Here is a 15,051-nt window from a genome sequence, read left to right on the forward strand (position 1 = left end):
CACATAATGATAAAGGGTATGCGAATGGGAGGTATTAAATGTCTGTCCAGAACATGACAAAAGTAAGATGCACCGTGGTTTTTGTGTTTTGTTGACAAGACTGTTACAATCAATCCAAGTACTGCCATTATATAAACGAAGGTGATGACAATGGGAATCAAATATTCAAGAGCTCAAGTTGATTATTTAGCATCGAAAGAGCACTTTTTGCAAATTAGCACACAAGCTGATATTCGAATTGAGAATGCCAAACAAGATGGCGTAGAATTGGGTCAAGCTGAAATGGAAGAAGTCATTGAGAAAGTTGGCTTGCACCGTGCTTACAACGAACTGATACAAGCTGAGAATGTATTGATTAATTGGACGCAAACGGCGATTAAATCAGAACCGGAATTTATACAAAATCGTGCTACGTTTGAATCTTTATATGAAAAAGCACAAACCGATGTTGAATTCAGAGGCGCCATAATTAATTTAGCTATGCGATTAAATACTGAGCTTGTGTGACATTCTATTAGAGCAATGCCATTCTTTATTCAGGAGGCGAGTGCTTATGGATAGTCATTTCATTAGCAAGCTGCATGAGAAGCAGAGGAAAGCCGAGAAGAATAAAAGGACACAAGGTGACGGTCATACAGGCAAGAATTTGCCTCACAAGATGCACTAACGTCGTTTGGCATGAGCAAGAGCCTGTAGGGTAACCTACAGGCTCTTTGTTGCGCTCTTCAGTTTAGTGATGCCGAGCCGTAGGAAAGCATAACCAGCATACTTAGAACGGAAACCCACCATACTAAGATGGCGTTCATTCTATAAATAGAAGGAGTTGCTCACCATGGGCAAGAAGAAAAGTATGATGCAGAAAACGCAAAGTGCCATTGATCACTCGAAGCAATCATCTCGTATTCAATCGAATCTCGATTCAACGGAGCCAGGGCATCACCAGCCAAATCGGCCGTCGGTGTAGATGAATTAACTTTCAGCACCCTTGCTGCACTTGCAGCGGGGTGTTTTTCATTAATGCAGACGGCGATTGGTTACGCTGGGGTTATGTACATCGTTTAAATAGAGGATGCCAAATGTTCCGTAGTCGAAGCGATATGATCATAGTCTTTCTTTAATTGTTCAATAGCATTGGAGTTGATGGAAATATGTTTCGTTATATCCTCAATGCTCTGAATCATCGATGATACTGAATGTGATATATTCGTTAACTGATCGGAGATGTCTTCAGCGGATTGTTTGCTGGAACCTGCCATTTTCCTAATTTCATTGGCAACCACCTCAAAGCCTCGTCCAAGCTCACCGGCACGAGCAGCTTCAAGTGCGGCGTTCAAGCCTAATAGATGAGACTGAGAAGCGATTTCTTTGACAATCGTAGTTACGGATTGGATGCTTCTGACTTGCTTCTCGACTGTAGAAGATTCTCTGCTCATCTCTGACATATGCGTAACGATTACTTTCGAAGCTTCTAATACTTCGTCAGTGTTCGCGGTAATCTTCTCTACCATAGCGTTCAAATAGGCCGTACTCTGTTGTAGGAGGGTTTCACGACTCGTAACATCTGTAGCGACCTTGATGATTGCATCCACATGACCTTCACTATAGATTGGTATGTAGGTTGCTTCTAATGTAAGCCGTTCTCCACCATTAGCAACCCGGATAATTTTATCTTGAAAGGCCTTGCCTTCCCGCAAATCTTTCCAGAGCTTCTCATAGGCTGAACTGGACGCGAATTCAGGCAAACAAAACTTGCTATGATGGAAGCCGATAATTTCTTCCACCGTATAACCCATGGCTGAAGTGAAGAGTGAATTTGCCCATGTTACATAGCCGCTCTTGTCAAACATAATCATAGCGAGATGGCTTTGTATAGAAGACAAAATTTCTAATTGTTGTTTCGTTGTGTCTTGCATCCGGTTCTCTCCTCTAAGTTTATAAGGAACTTAGCTAATTCTGAGTTGTTAACACCTGCTATATCATATTTTATCTCAAAAAACGAGGATGTTCGACAAAATTTGCGGCGGAATTACAACAGATTTTAAACAAACGATGTTAAACATGCTATAAGTTTACAAATAAGAAAAGGCCGCGCATTTGCGCGGCCTTTTCTTATTAAAATGACGTCCCAGGAGGGATTCGAACCCCCGACCGCACGCTTAGAAGGCGTGTGCTCTATCCAGCTGAGCTACTGAGACCTATGACACTTCTTACCGCTTGGACGTGATCCGTTTGGCGAAGCAAGAGTTAATATATCATAACGTATTATGCGAGTCAACTTCATTTTTTAATTATTTTTGCAATCCCTGAGATGATAGAGTAAACTGGCACAAGCGAGACCACGAACGGAGGTGATCCCTATGTCAGATCCTACTTTGGATAATGTCATCCTTTTTCCTAAAACAGAGAAGTTCTATGAAGACGAGTTAACGAAGCTCTTGCAATCCGAACAGTATAAAGAAGCGCTAGAGATCCTTACCTACTTGCTGCAATTTCATAATGTCGATGCGAATAAATCTGATCAATGGGAAGCTTTACGTCATTGGCTGCTCACCATGTTTCCCGAAACGATGTTCTCACCATCCGTGGTTGATGAAGAGGACTCGGAGGAAGAATCGGATCTATTGCGCCAATATATTCATGAGAAATCAGCTTCGGATAACGGTGCATTTGTAATGAGGCTTCAAACCATGCTGCAGGAAGGTTCGCTTGAAGAACAAGTAAGCGCACTGGAACAACTTGCTTTTATCGAGCAAACAGAGGTTAGTCAGTTCGTAAAGACATGGCTATGCGAAAGACCAAGACACCCTCATCTTCAATTCAAAGCTCTTCAAACGCTTAAGCAAATGGGAGAGCACGGTTTCATTGAGTTCCCTAAGAATGGCCGAACCGTTCTCGTAGAAATCGATGAGACGCCGCTTACGGCGGAAGATTTTCCATTACGAATTCGTGATATGATTCGTAGAGTCGGGGACATTAGTGAAATAAGCCAACCGGACTTCGTTTATTTTGCAACGCAGACTTGGCAGGAGTTTCTAGCCTATGCTTACGGTACCTCGATTTACACAGAGCTGCTAAGGACAGAAGAAAGCGCTGTAGACGTGTGGGCCTCTGCGCTCCATGCGATTTTGCAAGACAAATTGTTCGGTACGGTTGATCGTGAAGAACTGCTAGAGACTTATGGTATCGTAGATGCGATGACACTTCAGTGGAAACGTGCACACAATGTGCTGACCGCATTTGTAAAGCAATTTAGCCCAGATCCAAGTTAAGAACAAAGCTCTGAACAATGCTCGCTTGAAATGAAAATGTTATATGGTATAATAGAATGGTTATAATGAGCTTAACGTGAAAAATATATGTCATGGTACATTTTTGGAGGGGAAGGCATAAAATGAAAGCAAGTTGGGAAAAAATAGAGAAGAACGTTGGCGTTCTTGAAGTTGAAGTTGGGGCAGAACGTGTAGCAGATGCTTTGGATAAAGCATTTAAAAAGGTATCAGCGAAAGTGAATGTTCCAGGATTCCGTAAAGGGAAAGTGCCACGTTCCATCTTTGAAGCTAAATTCGGCGTTGAGAGCTTGTACCAAGATGCTATTGATATCATCTTACCAGCAGTTTACGTAGAAGCGATTGAAGAGGTCAAAATCGAGCCTGTTGATCGCCCTGAAGTAGACGTTGAACAATTTGGTAAAGGTCAAGTTATGAAATTCAAAGCAAAAGTAACTGTGAAGCCTGAAGTAACGCTTGGCGACTACAAAGGTATCGAAGTTGAAGCAGTTGACGCTACAGTTTCAGAAGATGAATTGAATGAAGAGCTTGCACGTTTGCAACAACGTCATGCTGAATTGGTTGTTCTTGAAGAAGGACAAGCTGCTAACGGCGATGTCGTTATCATCGATTTCGAAGGATTCGTTGATGAAGTGCCATTCGAAGGCGGTAAAGCGGAGAAGTATTCCCTTGAGCTTGGATCCAATTCCTTCATCCCAGGCTTCGAAGAGCAACTTATCGGACTTGGTAAGGACGAAGAGAAAGACGTTAACGTCAGCTTCCCTGAGAACTACCACTCCGAAGATCTGAAAGGCAAAGCAGCGCTGTTTAAAGTGAAACTTCACGATATCAAACGCAAAAACTTGCCTGAGCTTGATGATGAGTTTGCTAAAGACGTAAGTGAGTTCGATACTCTTGTAGAGTACAAAGAAGAGCTTCAAAAACGTTTGCAAGAGCGCAAAGAGAAAGATTCCGAAGCTGCACTTGAAACTGCAGTTGTTGAGAAAGCTGCTGCTAACGCAGATGTTGAAATTCCAGGTGCGATGGTAGAAGCTGAGCTTGATATCATGGTAAAAGAATTCGAAAGACGTCTTCGCTCCCAAGGCATGACGCTTGAGATTTACTACCAGTTCTCCGGTCAAAACGAGAGCGCATTGAAAGAACAAATGAAAGAAGATGCTGAGAAGCGTGTTCGTAATAACCTTGTTCTTGAAGCTATCGCAGCTGCAGAAAAAATCACAGTTTCCGACGAAGAAGTTGACGCGGAACTTGAGAAGTATGCACCTTCTTACCAAAAAACAACAGCTGAGCTTCGTGAGCTGTTTGCTTCCAACGGATCTCTTGAAGGTCTTAGCAATGATCTAGTTATCAGAAAAACGGTTGATTTCTTGCTTCAAAATAGCAAGCATGTTTCCGCAGCCGTGTAAATAAGGTAAGTAAAGGCACGTACGCAAGCAACGTGCCTTTCTTTTACCCTAATTTACGTCTAAAAGCTTTAGTACATACGTATTACCGCTTACATAGCTGATTTCAGAAAAATGACATTGTTGCCCAATCGTGTTAAACTGTAAATGAATCTCAGTATAAGCAATTGAGAGAACATGGCGCTAGTCGCAAAAGGAGTTGGTACAATGAGTCTTATTCCTATGGTTGTAGAACAAGAGGCTCGTGGGGAGCGTTCCTACGATATCTACTCGCGTTTACTTAAGGACCGCATAATCTTCATCGGGACAGCTATTGATGACGATGTGGCTAATTTGGTCATTGCCCAGCTGCTCTTTTTATCCGCCCAGGACCCTGAAAAAGATATTCACCTATATATCAACTCACCTGGTGGGTCTGTTACGGCTGGAATGGGTATCTTCGATACCATGCAGTTTATTAAACCGGATGTATCTACGATTTGTGTAGGTATGGCCGCAAGTATGGGTTCTTTGCTGTTGACAGCAGGGGCCAAAGGCAAGCGATACGCGCTGCCGAATGCAGAAGTAATGATTCACCAACCGCTCGGCGGTGTTAGGGGTCAAGCAACGGATATCAAAATCCATGCGGATTGGATTATCAAGACCAAGCATAAACTCAACCAGATTTACGTGGACCGAACGGGACAGCCGCTTGAAAAGATCGAAAGAGACACCGACCGAGATAACTTTATGAGCGCTGAAGAAGCGAAGGCATACGGGTTAATCGACGAGGTTATCACTCGAAACGACTTGAAATAAAGGAGTGATCCCATGTTTAAATTTAACGATGAAAAAGGCCAACTCAAATGTTCCTTTTGTGGAAAATCCCAGGACCAAGTTCGCAAACTTGTTGCCGGACCGGGAGTTTACATTTGTGATGAATGCATAGAGCTTTGCACGGAGATTGTGGAAGAAGAATTAGGGCATGAAGAAGAACTTGATCTGAAAGATGTTCCGAAACCAAAGGAAATTCGCAATATTTTGGATCAGTACGTTATTGGTCAAGAACAAGCGAAAAAATCATTGGCTGTTGCGGTATATAACCACTACAAAAGGATCAACTCTCAGAACAAGCTTGAAGATGTTGAGCTTCAAAAAAGTAATATCGTCCTTCTAGGGCCTACAGGTAGTGGTAAAACACTTCTTGCGCAAACACTTGCTAAAATCTTGAATGTGCCATTTGCAATTGCTGATGCAACTTCGTTGACAGAAGCTGGTTACGTAGGGGAAGATGTTGAAAACATCTTGCTCAAACTGATCCAAGCGGCTGATTACGATGTTGAGAAAGCAGAGCGCGGCATTATCTATATCGATGAGATTGATAAAGTTGCACGTAAATCCGAGAACCCATCCATTACACGCGATGTTTCCGGTGAAGGTGTACAACAAGCTCTTCTCAAAATTCTTGAAGGCACAGTAGCTTCCGTACCTCCACAAGGTGGTCGTAAGCATCCGCACCAAGAATTCATCCAAATCGACACGACAAATATTCTATTTATTTGCGGTGGTGCATTTGACGGGTTAGAGCAAATTATCAAACGCAGAATCGGCAAAAAAGTAATCGGCTTTAGCACTGACGGTATGAAAGTTGATTTGAAACCAGGTGAATACCTATCCATGGTCCTTCCTGAGGATCTATTGAGATTCGGTTTAATTCCGGAATTCGTAGGCCGTTTACCGGTTATTTCAACACTAGAGCCGCTTGATGAAGCAGCGCTTGTGCGTATTCTTTCCGAGCCCAAGAATGCACTCGTGAAACAATACCAGAAGATGCTCGAGATGGATAACGTTTCGCTTGAATTTGATGCAGAAGCACTGGATGCGATTGCCAAAGAAGCGATTAAACGGAATACCGGTGCTCGTGGTCTAAGAGCCATCATTGAAAGCATTATGCTTGATGTGATGTTTGAAGTTCCTTCGAGAACGGACGTATCTTCTTGTGTCGTTTCCAAAGAAACGGTGCAGAACAAGATTACGCCGGTTCTGACAAGCAAAGAAGGCGCACAGCCGTCTGGTAAGAAGAAGGAAGAAAGTGCATAACCTAATCTTATATAAATGAACAGACAGCCTCCAATCCGATTTCCATTTCTGGGAATTGGAGCGGAGGATGTTTGGTGTCATGGGGAGAGAAACCAAAATGTTCCATAGACGAGATACCAGAGCCGTTCGGGTAGGCGATTTAACGATCGGCGGCAGTAATGAAGTCATCATGCAAAGCATGTGTACAACCAAAACAGCTGATGTCAAAGCGACGGTTGCTGAGATTCTTCGTCTTGAAGAAGCAGGTTGTCAGCTTGTTCGTGTAACGGTCAACAATAAAGAAGCTGCTGAAGCAATCAAGGAAATTAAGAAGCAAATTCATATTCCGTTGGTGTCTGATATTCATTTTGATCATCGTTTGGCACTAGCTGCAATCGAGAATGGGATTGATAAAGTTCGTATTAATCCGGGTAATATCGGTCGCCGTGAGAAAGTCGAAGCCGTCGTGAAGGCATGCAAAGAGCGCGGCATTCCGATTCGTATCGGTGTTAATGCAGGCTCCCTAGAGAATCATCTTCTTGAAAAGTATGGCTATCCGACGCCTGAAGCGATGGTAGAAAGCGCCTTGTTCCACATTAATATATTGGAAGAGCTCGATTTCCAAGATATCATCGTTTCTTTGAAGGCTTCTGATGTCCCTATGGCGATTGCGGCGTATTCTCAGGCTGCGAAGGCGTTTAATTATCCACTCCATCTTGGGATTACGGAGGCAGGTACACTCTTTACAGGTGCTGTGAAAAGCGCGGCAGGTATCGGGACTTTGCTTAACATGGGTATCGGCAACACGCTGCGTATTTCCTTAAGTGCTGATCCTGTTGAAGAGATTAAAGTTGCTAGAGAACTTCTCAAGACGTTTGGGTTAATTACGAATGCCGCGACGCTGGTTTCCTGCCCTACATGTGGTCGTTTGGATATTGACTTATTCTCCATCGCTAATGAGGTTGAAGACTATATTGCCAAAATCAAAGTGCCGATTAAGGTGTCTGTATTGGGTTGTGCCGTGAACGGGCCTGGTGAAGCGAGAGAAGCGGATATTGGCATCGCAGGTGCTCGTGGTGAAGGGATGTTGTTCCGTTACGGAGAAATGATTCGTAAAGTGCCTGAGGCTGAATTGCTTGCTGAATTGAAAAAAGAAATTGATATTATTGTAGCCTCCTACGAACAAACTGGGGTTATCCCTGGGCGCAAGCAGCACTAAGTAGATCTCATAAGAAACGAAATAACAAACCGTTAAAGAACTCGATAAGGATTCTTTAACGGTTTTTTTTTGAAATATCAGAATTTATAAGTTTTACTTACTAATTATGATGAATTTCTAGATAAACGCTCCTGTCCTTCAAAGGACGGCGTATCCGTTTATTTTGCATGTCCACGCCTAAACGCATATTTGGCTAGGAAGTGAAGCATAATGAGTAAAACTGGAAAGCATGCTCAATTGTAGTAAGACTTTCTGATGAAACCTAGTAGGAGGAGAAAAGGATGAAGTTATTTCCAACGTATGCCTTATGTCGACAGATGGCGTTTACCCTACTCACGGGGGCTGTCTTGATAGCGAGTCCAGGAGTTATACATGCTGAGCCCAATATTATCCCGCAGCAGCCGACAGGAGCGATTACAAAGAAAGTAGCCATCGTCATTGACGATTTCGGCAATAACATGGAGGGGACAGCGGAAATGCTGAAGCTGCCCATTCCGTTTACCGTGGCTGTCATGCCTTTCTTGCCTTCCACGAAGCAAGATGCGCAATTAGCTCATGACAGGGGTCTCGAGGTCATTCTACACCTTCCCATGGAGCCTGTGAGAGGGAAGAAGAGCTGGCTGGGTCCAGGAGCGATCACAACGGATTTGTCCAACGAAGAAATACACAAACGGATCGTTGCAGCGATTGACGATGTTCCTTATGCCATTGGTATTAATAATCATATGGGTTCTAAGGCAACCGCGGACGAAAGAGTCATGAAGATTCTTATCGAGATTTGCAAAGAGCGAAATCTGATACTCTTGGATAGTCGAACCACGCCGAAAAGCTTAATCGGTAAAATTGCGGATTCACGTGGCGTTCCGCATGCCGAGAATTTATTATTCTTCGATGATCTGTATACCTACAGTCATATTAATAATCAAATGGTTAAGCTTAGAAAATTAATACACGACAAGGATGAAGTGATTGCTATTGGCCACGTAGGGCCACCAGGTAAGAAGACTGCTCATGTCATCCATGAAGCCATTCCAAGTATTCAGAAGGAAGCAACGTTTGTTCCTATTTCCCAAATGGTCAAATAGATTAATTATTTCGATTGTGTCATGGCGAAATATTGTTCAACCGCTTGCGTAATGGCTTTGGCAAGCTTGGCTTGATGATGACTCTCATTGAGGAGTTTGCGATCTGATTTGTTAGATAGAAATCCAAGTTCAACAATGACGGAAGGACATTTGGTGTACTTGAGTACATGATATTTCTTACCAAGTACAGGAAGTTCTTCCGTACCATAAACTTGGTTTAACGCATCTTGCAAAAGGCTTGCTAACAGAATGCTGTCAGATTGATTTTGATAAATGACAAGCGGTCCGCGTGTGTTCGATTTTTTGGACCAATTGATATGCAAACTTAGCATCATGCTCGGTTTAATGGTATTGGCGAGGCCAGATCGCTGAGCGAGATCTTTGCGATGTCTGCTTCCGTATGACCACGTATTGTCATCGCTCAATGCATAGTCCTCGGTACGGTTTATAATGACGCGATACCCTTTTTTAACAAGTGATTTATATGTTTTCTTGGCGATAGCTAGATTCATATCTTTTTCTTCATACTTGCCAACCATAGTCCCGCTGTCGATTCCGCCATGTCCTACGTCAAGAATGATGTCCGCGGTAGGAAGAAGGGGATCAGAACGAGCAGCCGAAGCTAACTGTGAATTAGGCACGCAAAGAAATAGCGCAAGTAGAATAATCAACAAGTATTTCTTCAAATCCCGCCACATCCTTTTAGAAGAATAACTCTCCTTATCCTTCTTCCGCAAGGGGGCTATCATACGCGATGCAAAAGTTTGCATGGATTGGATTAACCTTCTTTTACACGGGAATAATGGAAATTAGCAGGTGCAGATAGGCTAACATATAACGTATCTAATCGAAGATGACGTGTTCAAGGAGGTTCAACACATGAGTTTAAGTATCATACTAATGGTCATTCAAGTGTTTTTTGCAGTTGTAATCGGGTTGTATTTCTGGAATTTACTGCGAAATCAACAGACGAACAAGTCTGCAGTAGATAGAGAGTCTAGGAAAGAACTGGAGAAATTGCGCAAATTGAGATCCATTTCGTTAACCAAACCTCTGTCAGAGAAAACGAGACCTTCTTCTGTGCAAGATATTGTTGGCCAAATCGAAGGGTTGAAGGCGCTGAAAGCGGCGCTCTGTGGCCCGAATCCGCAGCATGTGCTCATATACGGTCCGCCAGGCGTCGGTAAAACGGCTGCAGCGCGCGTCATTTTAGAAGAAGCGAAGAAAAATCAAGAATCTCCATTTCGACCGGATTCCAAATTTACGGAGATAGATGCGACAACAGCTCGTTTTGACGAGCGTGGTATTGCTGATCCCTTGATTGGATCCGTTCATGATCCCATTTATCAAGGCGCAGGTGCAATGGGCGTTGCAGGGATTCCGCAGCCGAAACCTGGCGCTGTAACGAAGGCGCATGGGGGAATCTTGTTCATCGACGAAATTGGTGAATTGCACGCAACGCAAATGAACAAATTATTAAAGGTGTTAGAAGACCGTAAGGTGTTCTTAGAGAGTGCCTATTACAGCTCTGAGGATGCGAATATTCCAGGGTATATTCATGATATATTTCAGAATGGGCTACCGGCAGATTTCCGTTTGGTTGGAGCGACAACGCGCACGCCGAGTGAAATCCCTCCGGCGATTCGTTCACGCTGTCTGGAGATTTTCTTCCGACCACTTTTGCCTGGTGAAGTCGGCGAAATTGCAAGAAAAGCGCTAGATAAAATTGGTTTCAAAAAATGTGAAGATGCGATAGAGGTTGTTACGAAATATGCAACAAATGGCCGTGAAGCTGTCAATGTGATTCAATTAGCCGCAGGTATTGCTCTAACCGATAAACGAGATTCGATCACGGCAGCAGATATTGAGTGGGTCGTGAATTCATCTCAAATTCCGCCTAGACCAGAGCGCAAAGTGCCACCTCAACCACAAATTGGCTTCGTTAATGGTTTGGCGGTTTATGGACCTAATTTGGGCACGCTATTAGAGATTGAAGTTTCGGCGATTCCAACTGCGATTGCGGGAACAGGAAAATTCAATATTACAGGTGTTGTTGATGAGGAGGAAATGGGTGGGGGATCCCGAACCATTCGTCGTAAAAGCATGGCTAGAGGCTCTGTTGAAAATGTATTAACCGTGCTGCGCAAGCTTGGTTTTAATACGTCGGATTATGATTTGCATATCAATTTCCCTGGTGGTGTGCCGATTGATGGACCATCCGCAGGTATTTCGATGGCTACTGCGATTGCCTCAGCCATACATAAAATACCTGTAGATAACAAATTAGCCATGACGGGAGAGATGAGCATACATGGGAAAGTGAAGCCTGTGGGCGGTGTTGTTTCTAAAGTAGAAGCAGCATTCCAGGCAGGCGCTACTCGTGTCATTATTCCAAAGGAGAATTGGCAAGCTTTGTTTGTTGATCTACCTGGCGTTGAAGTTGTGGCGGCGGAAACGATTGAAGAAGTACTTGCGGCGGCTCTGGGCATAGAGATACATGAGCATGTGATGCCATTACCTTTCACAATGGAAAGAACGATTCCAACGACAACGTTACCGATTCTACATGCCAATTCACAGCATACAATTGACTCTTAAGGGAGGCTTTTTGCTACCTTACATGGTGCGTTAGGCCTCAATTGGTGTTTTGTTTAGAGTTTTGTTAAAATGTAAAGGCAACGTAGGGAGAAAATTCCACATAGATGAAACAAACGGCTACACCTTCCCTTGGACAGGTGCGTTTATCTACAATAAAGCCGACTTATCATGTGAAACTTATTATTATTTTTTATTTCAAGGTGAGACTTTGAACCGAGGTTCAAGGATCCCTATTATTGGAGGTGCAGAGGATGGGGCCTGGAAAAATGAAAGTGCGCAGATTGCCGTTATTGCCACTTAGGGGACTGCTGGTCTATCCGAGCATGGTTCTACACTTGGATGTAGGACGAGAAAAATCGGTGAAAGCACTCGAGCGGGCGATGGTAGATGACAGCATGATTCTCCTCTGCTCTCAATCAGAGATCAACATAGAAGAACCAACGAAAGAGGACATTTATCGCATCGGAACTATTGCGAAAGTGCGACAAATGCTCAAATTACCGAATGGTACGATTCGTGTTCTAGTTGAAGGTGTTTTACGTGCTGAAATCGTAGAGTACTTGACGAATGACGAATATTATGAGGTCACTGTAAAAGAATTGCCTGAACAAGAAATTTCAGATCCTGAGATTGATGCTCTGATGAGAAGCGTACTTAGTCAGTTCGAGCATTACATCAATCTTTCTAAGAAAGTGACGCCTGAAACATTAGCCGCGGTATCTGATATTGATGAGCCTGGCCGATTGGCAGATGTGATTTGCAGTCATTTATCGCTTAAAATCAAAGATAAACAAGATATTCTCGAGACCGTTGAGGTTCGTGAACGGCTCGAGAAAATGCTTAATATTTTGAATAACGAGCGGGAAGTACTTGAACTCGAACGCAAAATCAGTCAGCGCGTCAAGAAGCAAATGGAGAAAACGCAGAAGGAATACTACCTCCGTGAGCAAATGAAGGCTATTCAGAAAGAGCTTGGGGACAAAGAAGGCCGTGCTGGTGAAGTTGACGAGTTGCGTAACCAGCTTACGGAAGCCGAGCTTCCGGATAAAGTCCGCGAGAAGGTTGAGAAAGAAATTGATCGATTGGAGAAAATGCCTGCAACTTCAGCAGAAGGCGGCATCATTCGCAATTATATCGATTGGTTGCTAGGTCTACCTTGGCACAAACAGACCGAAGATGATTTGGATTTAGATAAGGCGGAAGAGATACTGAACGAGGATCACTTTGGTCTTGAGAAGCCGAAAGAGCGCGTGCTGGAGTACTTAGCCGTACAGAAGCTAGTCAAGAAGCTCAAGGGTCCGATTCTTTGTTTAGTTGGCCCTCCTGGGGTTGGTAAAACGTCAATTGCGCGCTCTATAGCTCGATCGATGGGAAGACAGTTCATCCGTATTTCGTTAGGCGGCGTGAGAGATGAAGCTGAAATCCGAGGTCATCGTCGTACTTACGTTGGCGCGATGCCAGGACGAATCATTCAAGGGATGAAGAACGCCGGCGCGAACAATCCTGTTTTCTTATTAGATGAAATTGACAAGATGGCGATGGATTTCCGTGGAGATCCGGCCTCAGCATTACTTGAAGTATTGGATCCGGAACAAAATAGCACTTTTAGTGATCATTTCATTGAGGTACCCTTTGATTTGTCCAACGTGATGTTTGTGACCACGGCGAATGCCGTGCATAATATTCCTCGTCCTCTGTTAGATCGGATGGAGGTTCTATATATTCCAGGTTATACGGAGATTGAGAAGCTCCAAATTGCCAAGAAATATTTACTTCCTAAGCAGAAACGTGATCACGGCCTTGAAGAAGAGCAACTTGTCGTGGATGAGGCTGCACTGATGAAGATCGTGCGGGAATATACGAGAGAAGCAGGCGTTCGTAATCTTGAACAGCAAGTGGCAGGCATGAACCGTAAAGCAGCGAAGAAGATTGTCTCGGACCCAGAGACTCCTGTTCATGTAACGGTTGATAACTTAACTGATTATTTAGGTCCCGTTAAGTTTAAATATAATGTTGCCGAAGAGAAGGATCAGATCGGTGCTGTGACAGGTCTAGCTTGGACGGAAGTCGGAGGAGATACACTCGTCATCGAGGTATCTGTATTGCCTGGTACTGGCAAGTTAACCTTGACGGGTAAGCTTGGTGATGTGATGAAGGAATCTGCGCAAGCAGCATTCAGTTATACGCGTTCGCGCGCTGAAGTCCTGGGGATTGCCCCGGATTTCCACGAGAAGAATGATGTACACATTCACATCCCTGAAGGTGCTATTCCGAAGGATGGTCCATCTGCTGGGATTACAATGGCTACTGCATTAATCTCTGCCTTGACGAATATACCGGTTTCACGCTTGGTTGCGATGACTGGAGAGGTTACACTTCGCGGCCGCGTACTACCAATTGGCGGCTTGAAAGAAAAGGCGTTAGCGGCACATCGTGCAGGGATTCGCACCATCCTTTTACCTCAAGATAACGAGAAAGATATTATCGAAATACCGGAAAGTGTTCGCACAGAGATGACGTTCATCCCTGTCAGCCACATGGATCAAGTGCTGGAACATGCGCTTATCACAAATAAGCCGACGGCTAACGTCGGATCGACTTAGAAAGTAGTTGATCATTCATGAAAGTCAATCATGCTGAATTTATTATCAGCGCGGTTGGACCTAGCCAATATCCAGAGGATGCCTTGCCAGAGATTGCTTTGGCAGGGCGTTCGAATGTGGGAAAATCGTCACTCATCAACTGTCTGATTTCTCGCAAAAACTTAGCTAGAACCAGTTCCCAACCGGGCAAAACTCAAACGCTTAACTATTATAAAGTGAATCAGGACTTATATTTTGTTGATCTTCCTGGATACGGCTATGCGAAGGTTTCCAAAACCAAGCGCGAGCAATGGGGTAAATTTATTGAGAGCTATTTATTGAATCGTGAGCCATTGCGCCTTGTGATGCAGCTAGTTGATTTGAGACATCCGCCTTCCAAAGATGATCAGGCGATGTATGAATGGCTTCGCCACATGGATGTACCTGTTCTTGTTGTTGCGACCAAAGCGGACAAGATTCCTAAGAGCAAATGGCCGAAACATTTGAAGATTGTACGTGAAACACTAGGGATGGATAAAGGAGTTCAACCGCTCATGTTCTCTTCTGAGCTAGGTCTCGGCAAAGATGAACTGTGGGGAATTCTAGAGCAAGCGATTGCTTACGGCGAGCCGGACCCTCAAACCGAAGAAGTTCTAACTAGCGCTGTAACCGATCCGCAACCGTCCTAATCGCAGGACGGTTTTTTGCGTATCGCCCAGCATACAGTTCAAAGATAGAGGAAATCAAAAAGAAGTATGCGGGAAAGTGAGGTAAACTGGGGGAAATTAAACGGCATTCCAGTTTATCAAGGATTTTTCA

14 protein-coding genes and 1 tRNA gene are annotated in these 15,051 nt (G+C 43.9%); 12 read left to right on the forward strand and 3 right to left on the reverse strand.

What is annotated here, in order from left to right; all coding sequences use genetic code 11:
* The first annotated feature begins 141 nt into the window (after window positions 1-141).
* The 3 genes from A8708_RS16685 to A8708_RS36850 all read left to right on the forward strand — a co-directional run bounded on the left by A8708_RS16685 (window position 142) and on the right by A8708_RS36850 (window position 964).
* Window positions 142-507, forward strand: a complete 366-nt coding sequence (locus tag A8708_RS16685) for a hypothetical protein (RefSeq protein ID WP_420848567.1) — start codon at window positions 142-144, stop codon at window positions 505-507.
* Window positions 508-553: 46 nt separating this feature from the next.
* A complete protein-coding gene (locus A8708_RS34895; RefSeq protein WP_082595252.1) occupies window positions 554-667 on the forward strand; it encodes a DUF4023 family protein in 114 nt (37 codons plus the stop codon).
* A 165-nt stretch (window positions 668-832) separates the two neighbouring features.
* Window positions 833-964, forward strand: a complete 132-nt coding sequence (locus A8708_RS36850) for a hypothetical protein (RefSeq protein WP_268796183.1) — start codon at window positions 833-835, stop codon at window positions 962-964.
* A 94-nt stretch (window positions 965-1,058) separates the two neighbouring features.
* Here A8708_RS36850 and A8708_RS16690 read toward each other — a convergent pair whose 3' ends face one another.
* Together A8708_RS16690 and A8708_RS16695 are read right to left on the reverse strand one after the other, a co-directional pair.
* Entirely contained in the window at window positions 1,059-1,913 is an 855-nt protein-coding gene (locus A8708_RS16690) for a methyl-accepting chemotaxis protein (RefSeq protein WP_068665405.1), read from the reverse strand.
* Window positions 1,914-2,121: 208 nt separating this feature from the next.
* Window positions 2,122-2,195 (reverse strand) — tRNA-Arg (locus tag A8708_RS16695).
* Between the two features lie 162 nt (window positions 2,196-2,357).
* Between A8708_RS16695 and A8708_RS16700 the strand changes: the two genes are divergently transcribed.
* The 6 genes from A8708_RS16700 (at window position 2,358) to A8708_RS16725 (ending at window position 9,052) form a co-directional block, all read left to right on the forward strand.
* Window positions 2,358-3,269, forward strand: coding sequence for a hypothetical protein (locus A8708_RS16700; RefSeq protein ID WP_068665407.1), 912 nt, complete (start codon window positions 2,358-2,360; stop codon window positions 3,267-3,269).
* Between the two features lie 122 nt (window positions 3,270-3,391).
* A complete protein-coding gene (gene tig / locus A8708_RS16705; RefSeq protein WP_068665409.1) occupies window positions 3,392-4,693 on the forward strand; it encodes a trigger factor in 1,302 nt (433 codons plus the stop codon).
* A gap of 204 nt (window positions 4,694-4,897) precedes the next feature.
* Window positions 4,898-5,488, forward strand: a complete 591-nt coding sequence (gene clpP, locus A8708_RS16710; protein ID WP_068665411.1) for an ATP-dependent Clp endopeptidase proteolytic subunit ClpP — start codon at window positions 4,898-4,900, stop codon at window positions 5,486-5,488.
* A gap of 12 nt (window positions 5,489-5,500) precedes the next feature.
* Entirely contained in the window at window positions 5,501-6,769 is a 1,269-nt protein-coding gene (gene clpX / locus A8708_RS16715; RefSeq protein ID WP_068665413.1) for an ATP-dependent protease ATP-binding subunit ClpX, read from the forward strand.
* Window positions 6,770-6,866: 97 nt separating this feature from the next.
* The gene (gene ispG / locus A8708_RS16720; protein WP_068665415.1) at window positions 6,867-7,967 is read left to right on the forward strand and encodes a flavodoxin-dependent (E)-4-hydroxy-3-methylbut-2-enyl-diphosphate synthase; all 1,101 of its coding nucleotides are present in this window, start codon (window positions 6,867-6,869) and stop codon (window positions 7,965-7,967) included.
* Window positions 7,968-8,248: 281 nt separating this feature from the next.
* Window positions 8,249-9,052 carry a divergent polysaccharide deacetylase family protein gene (locus A8708_RS16725; RefSeq protein WP_068665417.1) on the forward strand — a complete coding sequence of 268 codons (804 nt, stop codon included), beginning with the start codon at window positions 8,249-8,251 and terminating at the stop codon, window positions 9,050-9,052.
* 5 nt (window positions 9,053-9,057) lie between these two features.
* Here A8708_RS16725 and A8708_RS16730 read toward each other — a convergent pair whose 3' ends face one another.
* Complete coding sequence (locus A8708_RS16730) at window positions 9,058-9,738, reverse strand: N-acetylmuramoyl-L-alanine amidase family protein (protein ID WP_167355898.1); 681 nt, start codon at window positions 9,736-9,738, stop codon at window positions 9,058-9,060.
* Between the two features lie 193 nt (window positions 9,739-9,931).
* Here A8708_RS16730 and lonB point away from each other — a divergent pair, with 193 nt between their 5' ends.
* The 3 genes from lonB to yihA all read left to right on the forward strand — a co-directional run bounded on the left by lonB (window position 9,932) and on the right by yihA (window position 14,921).
* Window positions 9,932-11,650 (forward strand): ATP-dependent protease LonB, encoded by a 1,719-nt coding sequence (gene lonB, locus A8708_RS16735; RefSeq protein ID WP_068665419.1) that lies wholly within the window; start codon window positions 9,932-9,934, stop codon window positions 11,648-11,650.
* A 251-nt stretch (window positions 11,651-11,901) separates the two neighbouring features.
* Complete coding sequence (gene lon / locus A8708_RS16740) at window positions 11,902-14,253, forward strand: endopeptidase La (protein ID WP_068665421.1); 2,352 nt, start codon at window positions 11,902-11,904, stop codon at window positions 14,251-14,253.
* 17 nt (window positions 14,254-14,270) lie between these two features.
* Entirely contained in the window at window positions 14,271-14,921 is a 651-nt protein-coding gene (gene yihA, locus A8708_RS16745) for a ribosome biogenesis GTP-binding protein YihA/YsxC (protein ID WP_068665423.1), read from the forward strand.
* The last annotated feature ends 130 nt before the right edge of the window (window positions 14,922-15,051 follow it).

It is taken from the genome of Paenibacillus oryzisoli (genome assembly GCF_001653565.1).
Lineage (GTDB): Bacteria > Bacillota > Bacilli > Paenibacillales > NBRC-103111 > Paenibacillus_E > Paenibacillus_E oryzisoli.

What these genes read in the sequence shown, in the direction of transcription:
- A8708_RS34895 (WP_082595252.1), top strand. Translation starts at nt 554, where the DNA reads ATGGATAGTCATTTCATTAGCAAGCTGCATGAGAAGCAGAGGAAAGCC.
- A8708_RS36850 (WP_268796183.1), top strand. Translation starts at nt 833, where the DNA reads ATGGGCAAGAAGAAAAGTATGATGCAGAAAACGCAAAGTGCCATTGAT.
- A8708_RS16690 (WP_068665405.1), bottom strand. Translation starts at nt 1,913, where the DNA reads ATGCAAGACACAACGAAACAACAATTAGAAATTTTGTCTTCTATACAA.
- A8708_RS16700 (WP_068665407.1), top strand. Translation starts at nt 2,358, where the DNA reads ATGTCAGATCCTACTTTGGATAATGTCATCCTTTTTCCTAAAACAGAG.
- tig (WP_068665409.1), top strand. Translation starts at nt 3,392, where the DNA reads ATGAAAGCAAGTTGGGAAAAAATAGAGAAGAACGTTGGCGTTCTTGAA.
- clpP (WP_068665411.1), top strand. Translation starts at nt 4,898, where the DNA reads ATGAGTCTTATTCCTATGGTTGTAGAACAAGAGGCTCGTGGGGAGCGT.
- clpX (WP_068665413.1), top strand. Translation starts at nt 5,501, where the DNA reads ATGTTTAAATTTAACGATGAAAAAGGCCAACTCAAATGTTCCTTTTGT.
- ispG (WP_068665415.1), top strand. Translation starts at nt 6,867, where the DNA reads ATGTTCCATAGACGAGATACCAGAGCCGTTCGGGTAGGCGATTTAACG.
- A8708_RS16725 (WP_068665417.1), top strand. Translation starts at nt 8,249, where the DNA reads ATGAAGTTATTTCCAACGTATGCCTTATGTCGACAGATGGCGTTTACC.
- lonB (WP_068665419.1), top strand. Translation starts at nt 9,932, where the DNA reads ATGAGTTTAAGTATCATACTAATGGTCATTCAAGTGTTTTTTGCAGTT.
- lon (WP_068665421.1), top strand. Translation starts at nt 11,902, where the DNA reads ATGGGGCCTGGAAAAATGAAAGTGCGCAGATTGCCGTTATTGCCACTT.
- yihA (WP_068665423.1), top strand. Translation starts at nt 14,271, where the DNA reads ATGAAAGTCAATCATGCTGAATTTATTATCAGCGCGGTTGGACCTAGC.